This window comes from Candidatus Velamenicoccus archaeovorus (assembly GCF_004102945.1).
Lineage (GTDB): Bacteria > Omnitrophota > Gorgyraeia > Velamenicoccales > Velamenicoccaceae > Velamenicoccus > Velamenicoccus archaeovorus.
Genome location: NZ_CP019384.1, coordinates 1,100,417 through 1,120,108 on the forward strand (window position 1 = coordinate 1,100,417; position 19,692 = coordinate 1,120,108).

Annotated in this window: 18 protein-coding genes; all 18 read right to left on the minus strand. The window is 54.8% G+C overall.

Annotation, left to right across the window (positions count from 1 at the left end; all coding sequences use genetic code 11):
* Nucleotide 1 precedes the first annotated feature (1 nt).
* Complete coding sequence (gene gatA / locus BU251_RS04925) at nt 2-1,441, minus strand: Asp-tRNA(Asn)/Glu-tRNA(Gln) amidotransferase subunit GatA (RefSeq protein WP_128699798.1); 1,440 nt, start codon at nt 1,439-1,441, stop codon at nt 2-4.
* Nucleotides 1,442-1,640: 199 nt separating this feature from the next.
* Entirely contained in the window at nt 1,641-1,928 is a 288-nt protein-coding gene (gene gatC / locus BU251_RS04930; RefSeq protein WP_128699800.1) for an Asp-tRNA(Asn)/Glu-tRNA(Gln) amidotransferase subunit GatC, read from the minus strand.
* Between the two features lie 143 nt (nt 1,929-2,071).
* Nucleotides 2,072-2,881: a 16S rRNA (adenine(1518)-N(6)/adenine(1519)-N(6))-dimethyltransferase RsmA gene (rsmA, locus tag BU251_RS04935; RefSeq protein ID WP_128699802.1), complete on the minus strand. Its 810-nt coding sequence runs from the start codon at nt 2,879-2,881 to the stop codon at nt 2,072-2,074.
* Nucleotides 2,878-3,831 carry a 4-hydroxythreonine-4-phosphate dehydrogenase PdxA gene (gene pdxA, locus BU251_RS04940; protein WP_128699804.1) on the minus strand — a complete coding sequence of 318 codons (954 nt, stop codon included), beginning with the start codon at nt 3,829-3,831 and terminating at the stop codon, nt 2,878-2,880. The genes rsmA and pdxA overlap by 4 nt, the downstream gene beginning before the upstream one ends.
* Before the next feature lie 26 nt (nt 3,832-3,857).
* Nucleotides 3,858-4,763, minus strand: a complete 906-nt coding sequence (locus tag BU251_RS04945) for a peptidylprolyl isomerase (protein WP_128699806.1) — start codon at nt 4,761-4,763, stop codon at nt 3,858-3,860.
* Nucleotides 4,764-5,007: 244 nt separating this feature from the next.
* A complete protein-coding gene (gene mfd / locus BU251_RS04950; protein ID WP_128699808.1) occupies nt 5,008-6,903 on the minus strand; it encodes a transcription-repair coupling factor in 1,896 nt (631 codons plus the stop codon).
* A gap of 28 nt (nt 6,904-6,931) precedes the next feature.
* On the minus strand, nt 6,932-9,115 hold the full coding sequence (gene secD / locus BU251_RS04955) for a protein translocase subunit SecD (protein WP_128699810.1): 2,184 nt from the start codon (nt 9,113-9,115) through the stop codon (nt 6,932-6,934).
* Between the two features lie 569 nt (nt 9,116-9,684).
* Nucleotides 9,685-9,966 carry a preprotein translocase subunit YajC gene (yajC, locus tag BU251_RS04960; RefSeq protein ID WP_128699812.1) on the minus strand — a complete coding sequence of 94 codons (282 nt, stop codon included), beginning with the start codon at nt 9,964-9,966 and terminating at the stop codon, nt 9,685-9,687.
* Between the two features lie 52 nt (nt 9,967-10,018).
* Nucleotides 10,019-10,261 carry a 30S ribosomal protein S16 gene (gene rpsP / locus BU251_RS04965; RefSeq protein WP_128699814.1) on the minus strand — a complete coding sequence of 81 codons (243 nt, stop codon included), beginning with the start codon at nt 10,259-10,261 and terminating at the stop codon, nt 10,019-10,021.
* A gap of 274 nt (nt 10,262-10,535) precedes the next feature.
* Nucleotides 10,536-12,035 carry an anthranilate synthase component I gene (gene trpE, locus BU251_RS04970; protein WP_128699816.1) on the minus strand — a complete coding sequence of 500 codons (1,500 nt, stop codon included), beginning with the start codon at nt 12,033-12,035 and terminating at the stop codon, nt 10,536-10,538.
* A 45-nt stretch (nt 12,036-12,080) separates the two neighbouring features.
* Nucleotides 12,081-12,431 carry a phosphoribosyl-AMP cyclohydrolase gene (gene hisI / locus BU251_RS04975; protein ID WP_128699818.1) on the minus strand — a complete coding sequence of 117 codons (351 nt, stop codon included), beginning with the start codon at nt 12,429-12,431 and terminating at the stop codon, nt 12,081-12,083.
* A gap of 13 nt (nt 12,432-12,444) precedes the next feature.
* Nucleotides 12,445-13,209 carry an imidazole glycerol phosphate synthase subunit HisF gene (hisF, locus tag BU251_RS04980; protein ID WP_128699819.1) on the minus strand — a complete coding sequence of 255 codons (765 nt, stop codon included), beginning with the start codon at nt 13,207-13,209 and terminating at the stop codon, nt 12,445-12,447.
* A 167-nt stretch (nt 13,210-13,376) separates the two neighbouring features.
* Nucleotides 13,377-14,153 carry a 1-(5-phosphoribosyl)-5-[(5-phosphoribosylamino)methylideneamino]imidazole-4-carboxamide isomerase gene (locus BU251_RS04985; protein WP_128699821.1) on the minus strand — a complete coding sequence of 259 codons (777 nt, stop codon included), beginning with the start codon at nt 14,151-14,153 and terminating at the stop codon, nt 13,377-13,379.
* Complete coding sequence (hisH, locus tag BU251_RS04990) at nt 14,147-14,761, minus strand: imidazole glycerol phosphate synthase subunit HisH (protein WP_228767778.1); 615 nt, start codon at nt 14,759-14,761, stop codon at nt 14,147-14,149. Before hisH ends, BU251_RS04985 begins: the two co-directional genes overlap by 7 nt.
* The gene (locus BU251_RS04995) at nt 14,754-15,353 is read right to left on the minus strand and encodes an imidazoleglycerol-phosphate dehydratase (RefSeq protein WP_128699823.1); all 600 of its coding nucleotides are present in this window, start codon (nt 15,351-15,353) and stop codon (nt 14,754-14,756) included. Before BU251_RS04995 ends, hisH begins: the two co-directional genes overlap by 8 nt.
* A 48-nt stretch (nt 15,354-15,401) precedes the next feature.
* The gene (gene hisD / locus BU251_RS05000; RefSeq protein ID WP_128699825.1) at nt 15,402-16,634 is read right to left on the minus strand and encodes a histidinol dehydrogenase; all 1,233 of its coding nucleotides are present in this window, start codon (nt 16,632-16,634) and stop codon (nt 15,402-15,404) included.
* Nucleotides 16,631-19,216, minus strand: coding sequence for an alanine--tRNA ligase (gene alaS, locus BU251_RS05005; protein ID WP_128699827.1), 2,586 nt, complete (start codon nt 19,214-19,216; stop codon nt 16,631-16,633). The genes hisD and alaS overlap by 4 nt, the downstream gene beginning before the upstream one ends.
* Nucleotides 19,213-19,683 (minus strand): regulatory protein RecX, encoded by a 471-nt coding sequence (locus BU251_RS05010; RefSeq protein ID WP_128699829.1) that lies wholly within the window; start codon nt 19,681-19,683, stop codon nt 19,213-19,215. The genes alaS and BU251_RS05010 overlap by 4 nt, the downstream gene beginning before the upstream one ends.
* Nucleotides 19,684-19,692: the final 9 nt, after the last annotated feature.

The window sequence follows — 19,692 nt, forward strand, 5'->3', positions numbered from 1 at the left end:
CTTATAGTTTCGGTTTTTGTTTATGCCAGGAAGTGCCCTGCTCATAATGGAAGGCCGCCCGGTAAAGGTCTGTCTCCCCAAAAGGCCGGCCGATCAGCTGCATGCCTACCGGCAGGCCGGATCCGGTAAAACCGCAAGGAACGGATATCGCGGGGACGCCTGCCAGATTGACGGAAATCGTATAGATGTCGGACAGATACATGCTCAAGGGGTTATCCATCTTTTCGCCGATCCTGAAGGCCGGCGTCGGAGACGTCGGCGTCAGCACCACGTCGTATTCCTTAAAGACCTTGTCGAAATCTTCCCTGATCAGCCTCCTGACCCTCGAAGCACGCAGATAATAAGCGTCATAATAACCGCTGGAGAGAACATATGTCCCGAGGATCAGGCGGCGCTTGGCTTCCGCCCCGAATCCTTTATCGCGCGTTTCCTTATACATGCCCACAAGGGCCGATTCGTCCTTAGACCCTCCTGTCTGCCTTAGACCGTATTGGACGCCGTCGAAACGCGCCAAATTCGAAGACGCTTCAGCCGTCGCAATGATGTAATACACCGCCACCGCATAATCCGTGTGGGGCAGGCGGACTTCACCGAAACGCGCCCCAAGAGATTCCAGCTTTGCTTTCGCCTCCATCATCGCCTGCCGGACATCGGCGTCCATGCCTTCAACAAAATACTCCCGCGGGATGGCGACGCGCAAACCGCGGATGTCTTTCTCCATCTCGGCCAGATAATCCGGGACATCCATGTGGGCCGATGTCGCGTCGCGATCGTCATGCCCGGCAATAACACCCAGGACCAGGGCGTTATCCCGAACGTCCTTGGTGATAGGGCCGATCTGGTCGAGACTGGATGCAAAAGCAACCAGGCCGTAGCGCGACACACGACCGTAGGTCGGTTTCATGCCGACGACGCCGCACAACGACGCCGGCTGACGGATGGAACCGCCCGTATCCGACCCCAGCGCGACGATCGCTTCGTCAGCCACCACGCAGGCACAGGAGCCGCCGCTCGAACCGCCGGGGACGCAATCCAGGTTCCACGGATTTCTCGTCGGATGAAAACAGGACGTTTCGCAGGAAGAACCGAAAGCAAACTCGTCCATATTGGCCTTCCCCATGATCGAAGCCCCGCTTTTTTTAAGCCTCTCGACCACTGTCGCGTCATAGGGCGCGACAAACCCTTTAAGGATCTTCGAACAGCATTCTGTCAGGTCTCCCTGGCTGCAGATGTTGTCTTTGATGACGACAGGGATGCCTTTGAGGGCGCCGGCCGCGGCCCCATCGCGATATTCGAAAGACGGCGGACGCGCAAAGGCCATGACTTTTTTCTCAACGGCTTCATAACGGCCGCGAAGGTCCGCCAGGATATCCTGCGGTTTGACTGAACCGCGGTCCAGCCGCGACCTCAATTCCAGGGCCGTCAATGTATGCAGATTCATCCCGTTAGACCTCCCGAGTATGCGGATCTTCCAACAAAAATCGTTTTCTTCACGGCATTTTATGCTTGAGTTACATCAAAACGTCAGACGCAAGGTCTAACCCAGAAAGGGTAGGTCTCCGCATACCATATTAGAGGAGGACCTAACCGAGAAAAGGCAGGCCTCCGCATACCGCACACTAAGGAGGGCCTAACGGGATTCATTCAATCACCTTGGGCACTTTATAGAACTGCCCCTGCGCGGCCGGCGCGATCTTCAGGACCGCCTGTGGATCGATGGATGGCGACACGCTGTCTTTCCGATAGACGTTCTTCAAGTCAAGAACGTGCGTCATCGGATCAACACGACTGACATCTACGGTTTTAAGCTTATCCACATATTCCAGAATGCTTTCCAGCTGACCCTGAAAATGCGATATTTCTTCCTCTGTCAATCCCAGCCTTGCCAGATGGGCTATGTGCTTGACGTCATCACGGGATATGGGCATTTCTCCCTCTCGGTTTTAACCTTCGCGAAACAAACACAGAAAGATTTATATTATCATTGACGCCGGAAAAAGTAAACCCCGTTAGAGAATTTCGTTCTGTAACGGCTTGCGACGCCGCTGGCATGGAACACGGCCTCTTAAAGCTACCCAAAGATGCGATTACTCAGACGCGCAAACTCCTGCACCGGCACTGTTTGGGGCCTCCGCTCCAGGAGATCGTCTTCGCCAAGACGTCTAAGAAATGTCCTGCCCAGCAAACGCGACAGACTCGCCCTGAGCGTCTTGCGCCTCTGTCCGAATGACGCCCGGATCAGCCTGAAGAACTCTTCTTCCGATGAGCGCAAACATAGACGTTCCTTACGGTCACGACGCGGCACCAAGTGGATGAAAGCGGAATCTACCTTCGGCTTAGGCCTGAAACATGCAGGCGCAATGGCAAACAACACAGCCGCCTCGCAGTAATAATCGACGAAGCACGACAAAGACCCGTAAGACGGGTCACCGGCCTTGGCGATCAGGCGTTGTGCGACTTCCCTCTGGACCGTCAAGAAGATATCATCGATGAGGTCGATCCTCCTAAAAAGATATTCGACGACCGGGGTGGTAATGTAATACGGCAGATTTGAGACGACCCTCACGCGATCCACCTTTTCCCGCCGCAAGAAATCCTCCAGATCAAACTTGAGGATGTCGGCACAGATCAGGGTCAGGCGAGAAATTCCCGCTGTCTGTGAAGAAAGACACGCGCACCGCTTTTTGTCGATCTCGACGGCGTAAACCCATCTCGAAGCAAAGGCCAGCTCAAGCGTCAATGCGCCGTCGCCCGGCCCGATCTCCAGAATACGATCTCCCGTACCGGGATGCACAGCGGCAAGGATCTTTCTTTTAATATTAGGGTCAACGAGAAAATTCTGTCCGAAGCGTTTGAGGGGTCTCAGAGAAGAATATTTCATCTGTCGGCGCGCCGGAGCCCGGCAAGGTCGCAAGCAAGCTCCAACGCCGCAAGCATCGAGCCTTCATCGGCCTTATTCTTTCCGGCGATATCATAAGCCGTGCCGTGGACCGGAGACGTCCGCACAACAGGCAGCCCTGCCGTCACATGGACGCCGCGGCTGAATTCCGTCATCTTGAAAGGAATCAAACCCTGGTCGTGATACATCGCCATGACCATATCGCAGGCCCCGTCCCAGGCCCGGTGAAACAGGGCGTCCGCCGCCGCAGGTCCGCTGAAAGCGCCGCGGCATAAACGGTTGAGTTGTTTGACGGCCGGGGCGATCTGGGTAATCTCTTCTTTCCCGAACAACCCTTTCTCGCCGGCGTGCGGATTCAATCCGCAGACGGCAATGCGCGGAGACGCCAACCCGCACGTGCGGCGCAAAAAATCATAGATCAAAAGGCCGCAGGCGACAATCCTGTCCTTTTTTACGGCACGCACCGCGCACGCCAGGCTCATGTGCCGGGTGACCAAAACGACGCGCAGGCGCGACGAGACAAATACCATCTCCACCTGGGACGCACCCAGGGCATGAGCCAGGAATTCCGTATGGCCGGCCCATCGAAATCCGACAGAACGCAAGACTTCCTTGGAGATCGGGGCAGTCACAAGCCCGTCGGCCTGGCCCGCGCGGACCATACGGACGGCTTCTTTAAGATATCCGTAGGCGGCTTTTGCGCCGGCACGCGACGGCTTCCCGGGATGCAAATGCCCCAGACCCGCATGGGCCATATCATGCAGACAAACACGGGCCGCAGGCCGAAAACCATGACGCCGCAAAATGCAGGCATCACCAATCAGATGGAACTCCGTATCCGCCTGCGGCTTCAGGCGCCGCAAGGCCTTGACAAGGACCTCCGCGCCGATACCTGCAGGATCCCCCATGGTCACAGCTATCCGCGTTTTCATTAACCTTACCTTGTAAAAGAGAATGTCTATTGTCGAATGGAAATATAGGCCTTGTCTTTCAGATCTTCAATCCAGGCTTTCAGCAGCTTTTCGGATTTTTCGTTCGTAAGTATAGACTCAATCTTACCCTTGACCTCATCAAGGCTTTTTTCCACCGGGGGCATCTTTTCCTTCACCAGAAAAATGTAATATCCGTTATCAAAAGCAAAAGGTTTTGACGGCTTGCCTATTTCACAGGCAAAAAGAAAATCCTCAAGCTCCTTCTTCAGCTGTCCCCGCGATACCGTACCCAGATCGCTCCGCTTTGAATATGTCTTGGACAATGCCGAAAAATCCTCTCCCGCCGTAAGCTTCTGCATGACCTCCTTAAGGACATCCTTATCTTCAACAAAAATAGACTGCACCACGACGGACTCCGGAACCATGAAACGGTCTTTGTGCTGCTCGTAGTACTCGGTGACTTCCCGCGGAGAAACCTGCGTTTTATTCTTAATTTCCTTTTGCACGGCCATATAGATCAACAGCTGGTTTTTAAGCTTCTCTCTCAATTCCGTCAGGGATATCCCCTGGCTGGCCAGCGCTTGTTGAAATGCCATTTCGCTGCCGGCGCGGAACCGGATGTCCTTGATCCTATCCTCAATGATCTTCTCGTCGGCCTTGAGCTGCATTTTTTTCGCCTCCTGGAGGATAAGGCGGTCTTCGATCAAACGGTCCAGAAAATACCTGAATCTCTGCGTCTCGTCCTTCATGGCCGGCTCGGCTTCGCCGTCCAAGAGCGACATCTTGGTGAACATATCCAGTTCGTCCTGCGTGATCACGTCGCCGTTGACAATAGCGACAATGCGATCGATCCTCTCTGCGCGCGCAGAGACCGCCCCCCATATGGCCATCCACACAAAACCGGCCAAAACTACCATCGCCTTGATACGCATACGCCTCCTTTAATGAACGGATGATTTATGGAATCTATATATAGATTCCATAAATCATAGGCCTGCTTTACTTCTTGCGGCCGGCCGTCCGTGAATTAAACCCAGCACAAATTTTACCGATGTTTTTATCTTGAACACGAACCTTGAGTTTAGACATCTGATCTCTCCGCTAAAATTAGTGCCGGGTCAAATTCGGCCATGCAACTTTGCTTCATCTTGCTCGCAAAGTTGCGGCCTCATTTGATTAACGCGCTAACGTCTCCTGCAAGGCCGCCACAGATTCCCTCAAAAGACGGCAATAAAGATCGAAGCCGACTGCCGTGATATGACCGTGCTGTTGAACACCCAAAAGATTACCCGCACCGCGGATCTCAAGGTCTTCCATTGCGATCCTGAAACCCGCCCCCAGATGGGCATATTCATGGATCGCCTCCAGGCGCTTGCGCGCCTCCGTCGATAGCGCCTTGCGCGGATGCACCACAAAATAGGCATAAGCCTTCTTGGTAAAACGCCCCACCCTGCCCCTCATCTGATGCAGGTCCGCCAGACCGAAATTTTCGGCATTATTGATGATGATGGTGTTGGCATTGGGCACGTCGATACCCGATTCAATGATCGTCGTGGACACCAGAACATCGATCCGGTTGTTGAGAAAATCCACCATGATCTTCTCGAGCACATGCGACGGCATCTGGCCGTGGGCGAAGGCCACGCGCGCCCCCGCAGGCGCCAGGGACACCACATCATCCCTGATCTCTTCAATGTCCTCGACGCGGTTATGCACGAAATAAACCTGGCCGCCTCGCTTCAATTCCCGCTCCAACGCCTGGGACAAAAGGGTCTTGTCATAGGCCACTACGTGCGTCTCGATGGCGATGCGGTTCTCCGGCGGCGTATTGATGACCGAAATGTCCCTGGCCCCCATCAGCGACATGTAAAGCGTCCGCGGGATAGGCGTCGCCGTCAACGTCAGGACATCCACCAGGGAACGCATCTCTTTGAGCTTTTCCTTGTCCTTGACGCCGAACCGCTGCTCCTCATCGATGATGACAAGCCCCAGTTCCCGGAAGCGGATGTCGGCCGACAACAAGCGGTGCGTGCCGATCAAAATGTCGATGCGCCCTTCGGCCGTATCCTTGATGATCCCGGCCTGCTGCGCCTTTGTCCTGAACCGTGAGAGCATCTCGGCCCGCACGGGAAAATCCTTGAGACGTTTCTTGAAATTCTGATAATGCTGCTCGGCCAAAATCGTCGTCGGCACCAAAAAGGCCGCTTGTTTATTGTCCATAACGCATTTGAACGCTGCGCGCATGGCGACTTCGGTCTTGCCGTAACCGACATCCCCGCAAAGCAGCCTGTCCATGGCAAACGTCGCTTCCATGTCGCGTTTAGTGTCTAAAACAGCCTGGGCCTGGTCCGGCGTCTGCGCGTAGGGAAAAGCCTTTTCAAAATCGGCCTGCCACGGCACGTCTTTACCAAAGGGGTGGCCTCCGAGCGCCTTGCGCATGGCCTGGATCTTCAAAAGATCGCACGCCACTCTCACGGTGGCCTTCTGGGCGCGCAGCTTTGTCCGCTTCCACTCCCCCGACCCCATGCGATAGATCTTGGGCTTACGGTTTCCGAAACCCACATACTTCTGCACCACGTGCATCTGTTCCACGGGCACAAAGAGACGGTCTTCGCCCTGGTAGCGGATGACCATGTGCGGACGGTCCTGCCCTCCCAGACGGACATTGTCCATGCCCTGATAGACCCCGATGCCGTGCTCGGGATGGACGACATAATCGCCCTTCTTGATGTCCACAAAGGCATTGAGCGGCGTTTCCTGAGAGAGAGCAGCGATCTTTAAAGGCCGGCTTTGCGCCTTCTTGGGCAGGAGAATGACGATCTTGTGTTTCCAAAAAGGTGCGCCTGTCGTCAGGCTATAGCTGTCAATGGAACGGATGAGCTCGCCGTCCCATTCGATACGCAGGGGGTATTCGAAGGTCGTCGGGAAGACATCGATGATGCCTCCGCGACGGGCAAACTCCCCCTCTTCAGACACCTGGGCCTGCCGCTTATAGCCGAACTCCGCCAGTGTGCGGTTGAAGATCTCTGGGGATAGCTGTTGTCCTTCGAAAAACTTAAAAGACCTGAACATGCCCCGTCATCCCCTCGCGCCCCGGTCGTTACCGTCCCGGCTTCATCAAACCTCGACAAGCCAGGACAATGGGACTGGCGATAAAGATCGTCGAATAGCAGCCGATGATAAAACCGAACAAAAGGGACAGCGCAAAAGAATTCAGGATCTCGCCGCCCAGGACATACATGGAGACAACGACCAGAAGCGTCGCCAATGATGTCAGAATCGTCCTCGCCAGCGTCTGGTTCAAGGCCAGATTAATAACATCCCGCAATCCCACCTTGAATTTCGTGCGCATGAGCTCGCGGACCCTGTCGTAAATGACGATCGTGTCGTTGATCGAATAACCGGCGATCGTCAAGAGGGCCGTCACGATCAAAAGATCGATCTGGCGGTTCATGAACACGAGAAAACCGGCCGTCAGCACCACGTCGTGAAGAAGCGCGAACACGCCGCCCACCGCAAAATCAAAATGCTTGAAACGGATCGCGACATATAGAAGAATGCCGATCAGCGAATAGACGATGGCAAGCGTCGCTTTCTTCTTCAGTTCCCTGCCGACGGTAGGGCCGATCTTCTCGATCCTCATCACCTCAAAAGGATTGTTACCGAATATCTTTTTGAATTCCGCCTGCACGGCATCCGCCGAATCCTCTCCGGAGCGGATGATCACCTGGCGCGGGTCTTCCTTCACCTGCTGGATATTGGCGTCGGGTAACCCCATGTCCTTCATCGCGGTGCGCAACTGTTCGATCGGCACGGCCGTCTGGAACCTGTATTCCTGGAGCTGCCCTCCGGAAAACTCGACGCCGTAGGCCGTATTCCCTTTCTTGACAAAAGAGACGATGCCGACGACAAAAATCAACCCTGAAAGCGCATAGGCCCAATAACGTCTCTTGATAAAATCAAAATGCGTCTCCTTTTTAATGAACGAACGGAAAGACAGACCCTTGATGGCGTTCTTGTAGAGCAAAAAGTCAAAGATGAGCCTCGTGACGACAATCGCCGTAAACATGCTTGCCACCAAACCGATCGTCAATGTCACGGCAAAACCGCGAATGGGACCTGTCCCGAACTGGAAAAGGAAAAATGCCGCGATCAGCGTCGTCACATTGGAATCGAATATCGCCGAAAACGCCTTGTCGTAACCGTTGGCGACCGCTGTGCGCAAAGGTCGTCCGAGCGCCAGCTCGTCCCTCATGCGCTCATTGATCAGGACATTGGCGTCAACAGCCATACCGATGGTCAAGATGATACCGGCGATGCCCGGCAAGGTCAACGTGGCATGAAAAAGGCCCAAACCACCCAGGATGATAAAAACGTTGAATAAAAGGGCGAAATCCGCAATCAACCCCGTCGCGCCGTAGTAAAAAACCATAAAAAGGAAGACGAGGGCCGCGCCGACCAGACACGCGAACAACCCCTTGCGGATCGAATCCTGTCCCAGGAGCGGCCCCACCGTCCGCTCTTCCTCGATGATCAAGGGCGCCGGAAGGGAACCCGAGCGCAAGACAATGGCAAGGTCCTTGGCCTCATCGGGAGTAAAACGGCCCGAGATGACGGCCTCGCCCGTCGGAATAGGCTCATCGATCCTCGGCGCCGAATATATGTTGCCGTCCAGGACGATCGCCAGGCGCCGCCCGACGTTATTCTTCGTCAAATCGGCAAACTTTTTGATACCGTCGCCCTTCAGCTTCATGCTGACGATCGGCTGACCGAAAGCGCTCTGGTCGAATTTGACATCTGCCGTCTCAAGATATTCTCCCGTGACCGCCGGTGTCTTGCTCAACAGAAGCTTTTCGCCTTCGAGCTCTTTGAGTTCGAATCCCTCTGGGACATTTCCCGCGATAGCGTCGGAGATGGCCTTTGTATCGTTGCTGACAAGCTTGAATTCAAGCAGGGCCGTACGGCCGATCAATTCCAGCGCGCGTTTCCTATCCGTCATACCAGGGAGCTGGACGACGATCTGGTCCGCCCCTTGGATCTGGATCAAGGGTTCGCGGACCCCAAATTGATCGATCCTGTTACGGATGATCTCCAAAGCGCGCTCCACGGCGTCTTCTTTGGCCTTATCGCTCAACTTGCTGGTATCCACCTTCAGGATCAGATACATTCCTCCCTGAAGGTCGAGACCAAGGCTGATCCGTTTGTTCAACGGAAAGGCCAACAAGGCGGTCACCAGGATGACGCCGAGAATCAACAGACCCCGATACAACAGACTTTTTTGCATATCAAAACTCCTTGATTTTGCCTATAACCAGGTCTTTTCCTTACAAAATCAATCCCGAGTCTGCGCAGGAAATTTTTGCCGACCGGCCAGCTTCGCTGGCCGAGTCGTGGCAAAAATTTACAAGCGTTGAGACGAGGGATAAACAGTTATTCCTTAATCCTGCCTCCGGCGGGATTAGACCCTTCGCTTATTTGGTATTGCGAAGGTCTACCCCCTTGTGGGGTTAACTCCTCCACCCGGCCTCATCGGATGGCCGCACCTTGCCTCATTCGGACGGCAAGTGCGCCACCTTCTGTGGCGGTGTGCCGCTTTCTGCTTGCCTGCTATGGCAGGCAAAGCGTATCTTGGAAATATCTGGCTGCACCTGGCCCCATCTGAAGGGCCAGTGTTCCGCTTCCTGCGGAACCCGCCCCGTTACAAATTGCATTTGTAACGGGGCCCGTCCGAGTTCTGCGAGGACTGGTCGCAGACAGATATTGACAAGATGTTTACGCAAGGAGTGACGTATATTTCCTTAGGCCCTTCCCTTATGTGGTATGGGGAAGGCCTACCCCTTGTGGGTTACAAAATCAAGCGCCGGCTTTCTCCAGGCGTCCGATGGCGCTCTTGTCGATCTCGATGCGCGTGTTATCGTCGATCCTGACGACCAGCGTCTTGTCTTTGACGTTGATGATCGTCCCGTGGATGCCGCCGACCGTCACGATCTGGTCATTTTTTTTCAGGGCTTCCAGCATCTTTTTGAAATCCTTCTGCTGTTTCTGCTGGGGACGGATGAGGATAAAATAAAAAATAAGGAAGATCAGCGCTAGGGGAAACAGATTGGCCAGCATACCGGCCTGTGCCGTATTCATGAGAGGACCTCCGGAAAAGTATTGATTGTAGAGTGTCTAAATCCTAAAAACGCTATTTTACCTTCTTGATCAAACTCTTGAGCGTCTGGCTTGCCACGGCGCCTTTTTTCTGCCAATCCTCGAACTTCTGCTTGTCGATCTTGAGGCTGGCGGGCGTCTTGGAAGGGTCATAATAACCGATCTCTTCGATGACGCGCCCGTCGCGCGGTTGACGCTCGTCTATGACGACGACGCGGAAGTTGAAACGCTTTTTAGCCGTATCCGAGATTCTACGCAATCTGATCTTTACTGACATGTCGCTTATCTCCTCTCTTGCTTTTATACCCTTAGTCAACCCATATTCCCAGGCCTGACCCTGGCCTTGTCCTCGGCCTGCCCTTCGGGCAAGGCCAGGGTCAGGCCGGGGCTTGTTCCGGGTACCTCTAAGCGGTCCCAACACTCACCGCCCTAAAGGGCGGAGCTTTAGGCCGCGCAGAGTAAACCACGTTAGAAAATAATGCTGCGTCCTTGCGCACCACAAACCTAACGTGTTGCCTCATATAAAATGATCCCTTCCCCCGTTCGCCATATTATTTTCTAACGGGGTAAACATAGGCCGCGGCCTCCAACAGCGCCTTGGCCTTATTGACAGTCTCTTGATATTCTTTGGCAGGATCGGAATCGCTGACGATGCCCGCCCCCGCCTGGATATACAGGTCGTTATTTTTGATCAGCATGGTGCGGATTATTATACAAGAGTCGAGATTTCCTGAAAAGCTGAAATAACAAACGGCGCCGCCGTAAGGCCCCCGGCGCGTCGTCTCGATCTCATCGATGATCTCCATGGCGCGGATCTTGGGCGCGCCCGACAGTGTCCCTGCGGGGAAACAGGCGATCAGGGCATCCAGGGCGCTTTTGCCCTTCTTAAGCCTGCCGGTGACGTTGCTGACGATATGCATGACATGGGAATATTTTTCAACAGTCATAAACTCGTCGACCTTCACCGAACCGTAATCGCAGACACGACCCAGGTCGTTGCGGCCCAGATCGACCAGCATCAGGTGCTCCGCCTTCTCCTTGGCGTCGTTCAACAATTCTTTAGCCAGCTTTGCGTCTTCCTGCTCATTGGTCCCTCTGGGCCTGGTCCCGGCGATCGGCCTGGTCTCGACGATGCCGTTTTCGCAGCGCACCAGAAGCTCCGGCGATGACCCCACCAGCACAAGACCCCCGAGCTTCAAATAAAACATATACGGCGATGGGTTAATGCCCCTCAAGGAACGATAGATGTTGAAAGGCTTCTGGTGAAGCTTCATATGAAAACGCTGCGACAAGACAGTCTGGATGATGTCGCCGCACCGGATATACTCCTTGGCCCTGCGGACACCCTCCTGGAATCCGGCCCTGCCGACATTAGACACGATGGCCGGCTTCTGTAATCCTTTGGCCGGTTCTGCGTCCATCTTAAGGGGCCGGCCCAGCTTAACGACGAGCGCGTCGATCCTGTTTAAAGCGTTCTTGTAAGCGCGCCGGAGAGCCCGGGGCGTCTTTGCATCCAAGACGCAGTTGGCAACGATCTTGATCCTGCGGTTGACATGGTCGAAGACGATAAGGGTTTCCGCCAACATCAACACGCAGTCCGGAACCTGCAGATCATCCGGGTTCTTGTCCGGTATGTCCTCGAAAAACCGGACCATATCATACCCTACATACCCGACGAATCCGCCGCAGAAACGCGGCAGTCCCTTGACGGGGACATACCGAAAAGCATGAAGCATGCCTTTAAGCTCATCGAGAGGATTGCCGCAACACGCATAAGACCGCGAGGATTTGCGTCCGCCGTTCAACCGTGTGCAGGTCGCTGTCCCATTCTTGGCCTCAAAGACAAGCGAAGGCCCGGACGCCAAAAAAGAATAACGCCCCACGTTTTCCTGGGACTCGACAGACTCCAGGAGGAACGCATAGGAACCGTCATCGATCTTGAGAAAGGTCGAGACAGGCGTCTCTAAGTCCGCGAGGATCTCGCGGTAGACAGGGATCACGTTCCCTTTTTTAGCCAGCTTTTTGAATTCTTTGAAATCAGGATAAATCATGTCGGTTTTTCTATGCTCCGATACGGATACCCGCGCCGGTAGAGCTCATTTTAATTTCAGCTTGCGGTAGAAACAGCTCCTCTTGCCCGTATGGCACGCCGCACCCACCTGTCTGACTTTGATGAGAAGCGTGTCTCTGTCACAATCATAGGCAATGGACTTGACGAACTGATAATGCCCGGACGTCTCCCCCTTCACCCAATAGGTGTTGCGCGACCGAGACCAAAAGCACGTCTTCTTGATCTGCAGCATTTTCTTGATGGACACGACATTCATATACGCCAGCATCAGGACTTCGCCTGTCTTGGCCTCCTGAATGATGGCCGGGATCAATCCCTTGTGGTCGAATTTCAATTCTTTCGGACTTTTGATCAGCTTCTTCTCGTCTTTATTCATACGCCCCTTCCCGTCACATGCGCACCGCGATACCTTTTTTCTTAAGATACGTTTTGACGTCCCCAACCGTGAACTGGCCGTAGTGAAAGATCGATGCCGCCAGCGCCGCATCGGCCCTGCCGTTGCGCAAAACCTTAAAAAAATGTTCCCTGCTTCCTGCGCCGCCGGAAGCGATAACGGGTATCGTCACCGCCCCGGAGACGGCCCGCGTCAGCGCGATATCAAACCCGTCCTTTGTCCCGTCGAAATCCATACTCGTCAACAAGATCTCGCCGGCCCCCAGCTTTTCGGCGCGCCTGGCCCATGCCACGGCGTCCAGGCCCGTCGCTTTCCGGCCGCCGTGAGTCACGACTTCCCAGGATGCCTTGCGTCCGGCTTTCTTTCTGGCATCGATGGCGACGACAATGCACTGGCTGCCGAAACGCTTGGCCGCCTGCCGGATGAGCTGCGGCCGCTGGACAGCCGCTGTATTCAAAGACACCTTGTCGGCGCCCGCATTCAGCAGATTGCGGATATCGTTAATGCCGCGGATGCCGCCGCCGACCGTAAAAGGCATGAAAATATTGGCGGCGACGCGGCGCACCACCTCGACCATCGTCCGGCGGCCTTCATGGCTTGCCGTAATATCCAGGAAAACCAGCTCGTCGGCTTTCTGCTTCTCATACTGTCTGGCGGTTTCGACCGGGTCTCCGGCGTCCCTAAGCGCAACGAACTTGACGCCCTTGACGACCCGGCCGTCTTTGACATCCAGACAGGGAATGATACGTTTGGTCAACATATCTAAAATTTTAACCGGCGAATATCCAATCCTCAAAGCCCAATAACCGGATAATGACCAATGATCAAACACCCATCCAAACATACGGATCGGTTCTTGGATATTGGGATTTATTTGAAAATTGCAGCCTGGAAATTGGTCATTTCGTTTCGTCGCATAAACTTATCTTAGCGCGCTGCTTCGATCGCCTCGGCGACGTCGAATTTCTTTTCATACAATGCGCGGCCGATGATCACCGCGTCCACCCCGTGGACGCCCAAGGCCTTGAGTTGGCGGATATCCTCAAGGGAAGATATGCCTCCGGCATACGTAAAATACAGCATCTCGCCGGCCGCGCGGCGGACCATTTCAAGAAAGCGCGAGATCTTGCCTGTGTCGAGGCCCGAGAGCATGCCGTCTTTGCTGATATCGGAAAAATTGAGGTAGCGGATGCCTACATGAGCCATGGTCTGTACGAAAGCGGAAAGGTCTATCGTCATATCGCCGCTTTCAAGCCACCCGCCGGTCGTCGCCGTCACCAACCTCGAAGACTCATCGTTGCCCATATGCTTAATGTCGATGCTGACGGCCACGCGATCCAGATACTTCTGGATATCTTTGCTCAGCAAAAAAGTCGCATCTCCCAGGATCTTGGTGCTCAAAACAACCCTCTCGATGCCGGCATCCAGATATTTTCTGATGGTCTCAACGCTGCGGATGCCGCCGCCGACCTCGACCTTGATCCCCGTGATCTGGGCGATATCGCGGGCAATCTCGAAATTCCTCGGCTCCCCCCAGCGGGCACCGTCCAGATCGACCAGATGCAGGAACTGCGCCCCCTGAAGCTTCCACAACTGCGCAAACGACAAAGGCGTGCGCTCGTAATGGATCGGCTTATCGAAATCCCCCTGTTCCAGCCGGACGACGCGGCCGGCCATGATATCAATCGCAGGCACGATCAGCATGATTCGATGAAATTCCTCAGCAACGTTAACCCGATATCCTGACTCTTCTCCGGGTGGAATTGCATGCCGTAAACACGACCCTTCTCTATCATCGAGGCAAACCTGACGCCATATTCCGTCTCGCCGATGACAACCTTTTTATCCTTCGGGACTGCATAATACGAATGGCAGAAATAGGCATAGATATTTCCCTTCAGGCCGCGGAAGATCCGGCAACGCCCGACGGTCTTGGCGATCTTGTTCCAACCCATATGGGGAACTTTAAGCTTGCCCGAAAATTTCCTGACCCGGCCGGGGATGATCCCCAGACCCTCCACGCCGGGCGACTCCTCGCTTTCATCGAGCAACAACTGCATCCCCAGGCATATCCCGATCAAAGGCCGCCCCGATGCGACAAAATCCCTGACAGGTGCGATCAAGCCCCTCTTCTTCAACTCTTTCATCGCGTCGCCGAACGCCCCGACGCCGGGAAGGATCAATTTCTCGTAGCGCCCAAGGTCGCAGCCGCGCCCAACCGTATCCGTGTCCATACCGAGCGCCGCGAAACTGTTACGGACGCTGTAAAGGTTCCCCATCCCGTAATCGATGATGGCGGTCTTCTTAATCAATGATGCCTTTCGTGGAAGGGACGCCTTTCCTGCGCGGATCAATCTGCGTGGCCTTGTCCAACGCGATGCCCAAGGCCTTAAAAACCGGCTCTAAGGTCGCGTGCAAATCCTTGCTGGGATTATCAATCTTGACGTTCAGGTTCATCCCCAGCTGTTTGGCAAACGCCTCAAAAAAATGCTCGGCATATTGGGCCTTGTAGCCTTTTTGCGCCGCGCAAAACGAAGGCAGATCCCATTGGAAAGAACCCCTCCCGCTTAAGTCCACATTGACGTTGGCCGTCACGTTTTCCATGGGTGCCGCGGCAAAGCCGATCCTGTTGATGCCGGCCTTGTTCCCAAGCGCCTTTTTAAACGCCTTACCCAAAACGATGCCCAGGTCCTCGTTTGTGTGGTGGCTATCCACCTTCAGGTCTGCAGAAATGGTCCTGATCTCCAAATCAAACAACCCCCAAAAAGCAAACAATTCCAGCATGTGGTCCAGAAAGCCGATCCCCGTATCGATCTTGGCTTTTCCCTCGCCGTCAATATTCAATTTGACCGTGATGTTCGTCTCCGTTGACTTCCTGGATTCCGTCGCCGTTCTTTTTTTCATGGAGCATCCTCTTCTGGACATCTATTCTCCGTTAACTGTTCTCTCCATTCACTCAAATCTCTTTTTTACGCTTTCAAAATGCTTGCTCAATCCCTCGATCTGGCAGAGCTTCTCGATGTGGGGCTTGGATTCCTCCAGGGCCTTCCTCGAATAAGAAATGATATGCGTGGACCTTAAAAAATCCTTTGTGCAGAGCCCGGAGAAAAACCTTGCAGAACCTGCCGTCGGCAAGACGTGGCTAGGACCCGCATAATAATCGCCCAGCGCCACGGGACTAAAAGGCCCCAGGAACGCCGCGCCGGTGTTTTTGATCCTCTTGATGAATTTTCTCGGATTGTTGGTCAAAATCTCCAGGTGTTCCGGAGCGATCAGGTTGCTGACGTCGACCGCCTCGTCCATGTTTTTGACGAGGACGACATATCCGTCGTCCCGGCCCGGCAGCGCATGACGCACCTGTTTAGCCAGGGACTTCGAAGGCGTGACCAGGATCGCCAGCCCCCCGGCGTGCTCCGCCTGCGCCGCGAGGTCCGCCAAGACGTACTGCACGTTGCAATTCCTGTTGGCGATCACGACAAGCTCTGTCGGCCCTGCCAGCATATCGATATCCACGAATCCGAAGACCTGCCGCTTGGCTTCTGTCACATAAAGATTACCCGGACCCACGATCTTGTCCACGCGCCGGATCGTCTTTGTCCCATAAGCCAGCGCCGCGATAGCCTGCGCCCCGCCGATCTTGTAGATCTCGTTGACCTTCAGGAGGTCGGCGATAACAAGGATGTTAGGATTGACGTGACCGGACGCGTCCGGCGGCGTCACAAGCACGATGTCCTGCACGCCCGCAATGCGCGCCGGCAATACGCTCATATAAACGCAGGAAACCAGGGGCGCCGTGCCCGCCGGCACATAGACCCCGACCCGGCCCAATGGGTCGATCTTTTCTCCTAAAAAGACGCCGTCGCGCCCGGTCTTTCTGCGAAATTTCTTGTCCTGTGTCGTATAGAAGGCGCTGACGTTGGCGATGATCTTCTTGAGCGTCGCGATAAATTCCGGCTTCATGTCCTGGAAGGCCGCGCTCTTTTCCGCCTCGCTGACGCGCATCTGCCTGGGCGAGAACTTGACGCCGTCAAAGCGATGCGTATATTTCAGGACGGCCTCGTCTCCGCCCATGCGCACGCCGCGGATGATCTTCTCGACGGACGACTGGATGCGCCGTTTCTGCATGAAGCTCGCCCTGTTGACGAGCTTTTCAAATTCCCGGCTCTGCGGCTTGATGATCCTCACAGGACCTCCCGGATCGTGCGTTCAAATTCCTTAAAAACGGCCTCCAGCTTCGACGCATCTTTGAGTCCGCCCTGGGCAAAGTCGCGGCGGCCGCCGCCGGAGCCGTCGAAGGCCGAAAGGATCTTCTTAAGAAGTGCATCCGCCGCAATCTCTTTGCGGGACAAGGCGGGCGTCAGGGCGCAGACAAAGTAAATATCCTCGTCCTTCTGACCGCTCAAAAAAAATACGCCGGCCTGCGGGATCTTGGCCTTGAGCAGGTCTGCGCAACGCCTCAAGAAGGCGATATCGGCGTTCTTAAACGCGTGCTCAACGACAACGACGTCCTTAATATGTTTGGCGCAGCCGACCATCCCCTCCACGTCCTGGCCGAGCGTCTTCTCCTGCAGACGAATCAAGTCCTTTTCCAGGGCTTTAAACTTTTGGGCCTGCGCATCCAGACTAGACAGGAGCCGTTCAGGCTTGGTCTTGAGTTTCTCCGAGGCCTCTTCCAGCGTACGCCTGGCGTCCATCAAATGGTTAAACGCAAGTTTTCCGGTCAGGGCTTCGATACGCCTCAACCCGCTGCCGACGGAAGATTCCGCCGTGATCAGGACCAGGCCGATACGGCCCGTCTCTTGGGCATGAGTACCGCCGCAAAACTCCTTGCTGTAATCCCCGACGCTCACGACCCGGACGGTGTCTTCGTACTTCTCGCCGAACAGGGCAATGGCGCCGGTCTTCTGGGCCTCAGACTTGGACATCGTCCTGGCGTCTATCTTGTCATTACGGATAATGTAGGCGTTGAGCTTCTCCTGAACATCCTCCATCTCTTCGGCCGAAATATCCTTGAAATGCGTAAAATCAAAACGGAATCTGTCGGGTTCGACAAAAGAACCGGCCTGCTGCACATGAACGCCCAGGACCTGGCGCAAGACAGCCTGCAGGATATGGGTCGCCGTGTGCGCGCGCTTGACGGCTTCGCGATGGATCGGATCCACTCTCGCAGTAACAGCATCACCGACGTTAAGTGGCCCTTTCGACTCACCGGATATGGTTACCAAATGAACTATCGAGCCATCTTGTTTTTTGGTATCGGAAACATAACCATGAACCCCTTCATTCCTAATCTCTCCCGTATCGCCGACCTGCCCGCCCGCTTCCCCGTAAAACGGCGTCTGGTCGAGAACGATACCCACCTTGTCGCCGGCGCGCGCCTCGGAGACCTCCCGGACGTCTTTAATGATCTGAACAACCTTGGCGGGACAGGTGTCTGTTTCATATCCCACAAAACGCGAAGGCTTCAGGACGATCCCCTCGCCGGAAAAAATCGAACAGGCCATCTTGCTCGTCATGCGGGACTTGTCCTGCTCCTGCCGGATCAATGCCTCGATGCGCGCCATATCCACGCCGATCCCGGCCTTCTCAAAATAATCCTTCGTAAAATCAGGCTGAATGCCGTACGTCACATACAGGTCCAGGCCGGTTTCCGGTGCAAGCTCTTTCTGTCCGCAGGCTTTCAGGGACTCCAGGATCACGGCAAGCTTTTCCGAGCCGCCCTCCAAGATATTCTTAATGTATTTCTCTTCCTCGGCCCGGACGATCTGGGCGATATTGTCCCTGCGCTCGAGAATCTCGGGATAAGCCTCCTTCATGGAGGCGGCGACGCTGGAGATCAGCTTATATACAAAAGGTTTTGTGTGATGAGACGCCTGCGTCAAATAGAGGCACCGACGGATCAACTTGCGTACGACGTATCCGCGGCCGTCGTTGGACGGCAGAACCCCGTCGCCGATGCAAAAAGCAACGGCCCTGACATGGTCGGCGACCGTATAGACCGCTGAATCTTCAGCATCCTGCGCGTTTTGACGCACCGCCTCGACGATCGGCACAAACACGTCGATCTTAAAATTCGTATCCACGCCCTGCAAAACGGAGCTCATCCTCTCCAGCCCCATGCCGGTATCGATGTTCTTGTTCGGCAAGGGCTCCAAGATACCGCCGTCACAGCGGTTGAACTGGGTAAAGACGAGATTCCAGACCTCAACCGACTGTCCCTCTTCTTTTTCATAATAGATCTCCGAACAGGGACCGCATGGTCCGTTCGGACCCTCTTTGATCGCATTGGAGGGCCAAAAGTTGTCTTTTGGGCCGAACTTGCGGATCTTATCCGCCGGAACTTTGACGATCTTCTGCCAAATACCCATGGCTTCGTCATCGTCTTCGTAGACGGAAGCCCACAGACGCGCAGGATCGATCTCCATGACCTCTGTGACAAATTCCCAGGCCCATTGGATCGCCTCCTTCTTGAAATAATCGCCGAAGGAAAAATTGCCCAGCATCTCAAAAAACGTATGATGGAACGGCGTGCGCCCCACCTCTTCCAGGTCTCCCGTGCGGAAACACTTCTGGCAGCTCGTGGCACGTTTGACGTCGCGCACCTTGCCCAGAAAGCGGTCCTTGAACTGATTCATGCCTGCCGAGGTAAAAAGGACCGAGGGGTCGTTAGCCGGGACAAGAGAATCGCTTTTAAAAAGCTTGTGCCCCTTGGACACAAAAAAATCGAGGTATGCCTGCCGCAATTGATGTGTTGTGAGCCGTTTCATCTGATTTCTTCCAGAATGGTTTCAATGACGAGGTTTTGAGGAAAACCGCGTCTGACCAGGTAACCGAAAAGCCTGGCCTTGACCTTGTCTTCCTCCAGGCCTTGCATCCGTTTCATTTTTTGCCGCACGAGGCCCCGCACGACCTCTTTTTCGTCATAACCCTGACATGCCCTCTCGAAAGCCGCCTCGATCCATTTCTCGTCCACGCCCTTTTTTTTGAGCTCCCGGCGCAGGCGATTGCGCCCCAGGGGCCGCTTCATGCGGGTCTCCACCCACAAGCGCGCGAAAGTCTCGTCATCAACCAAACCCGATTTTTTCAGGGACGCAAGGGTTTCATCGATCACGCCCTTGGCAAACTCTTTCTGCGACAGCTTGTCGCGGATCTCCCGCTCGCTTCTGAGGCGGAATTTCAAAAGACGCAGAGCGCACGCCCTGGCCTTTTCTTTCTCATCCTGATCGGGAACCATATAGGGATT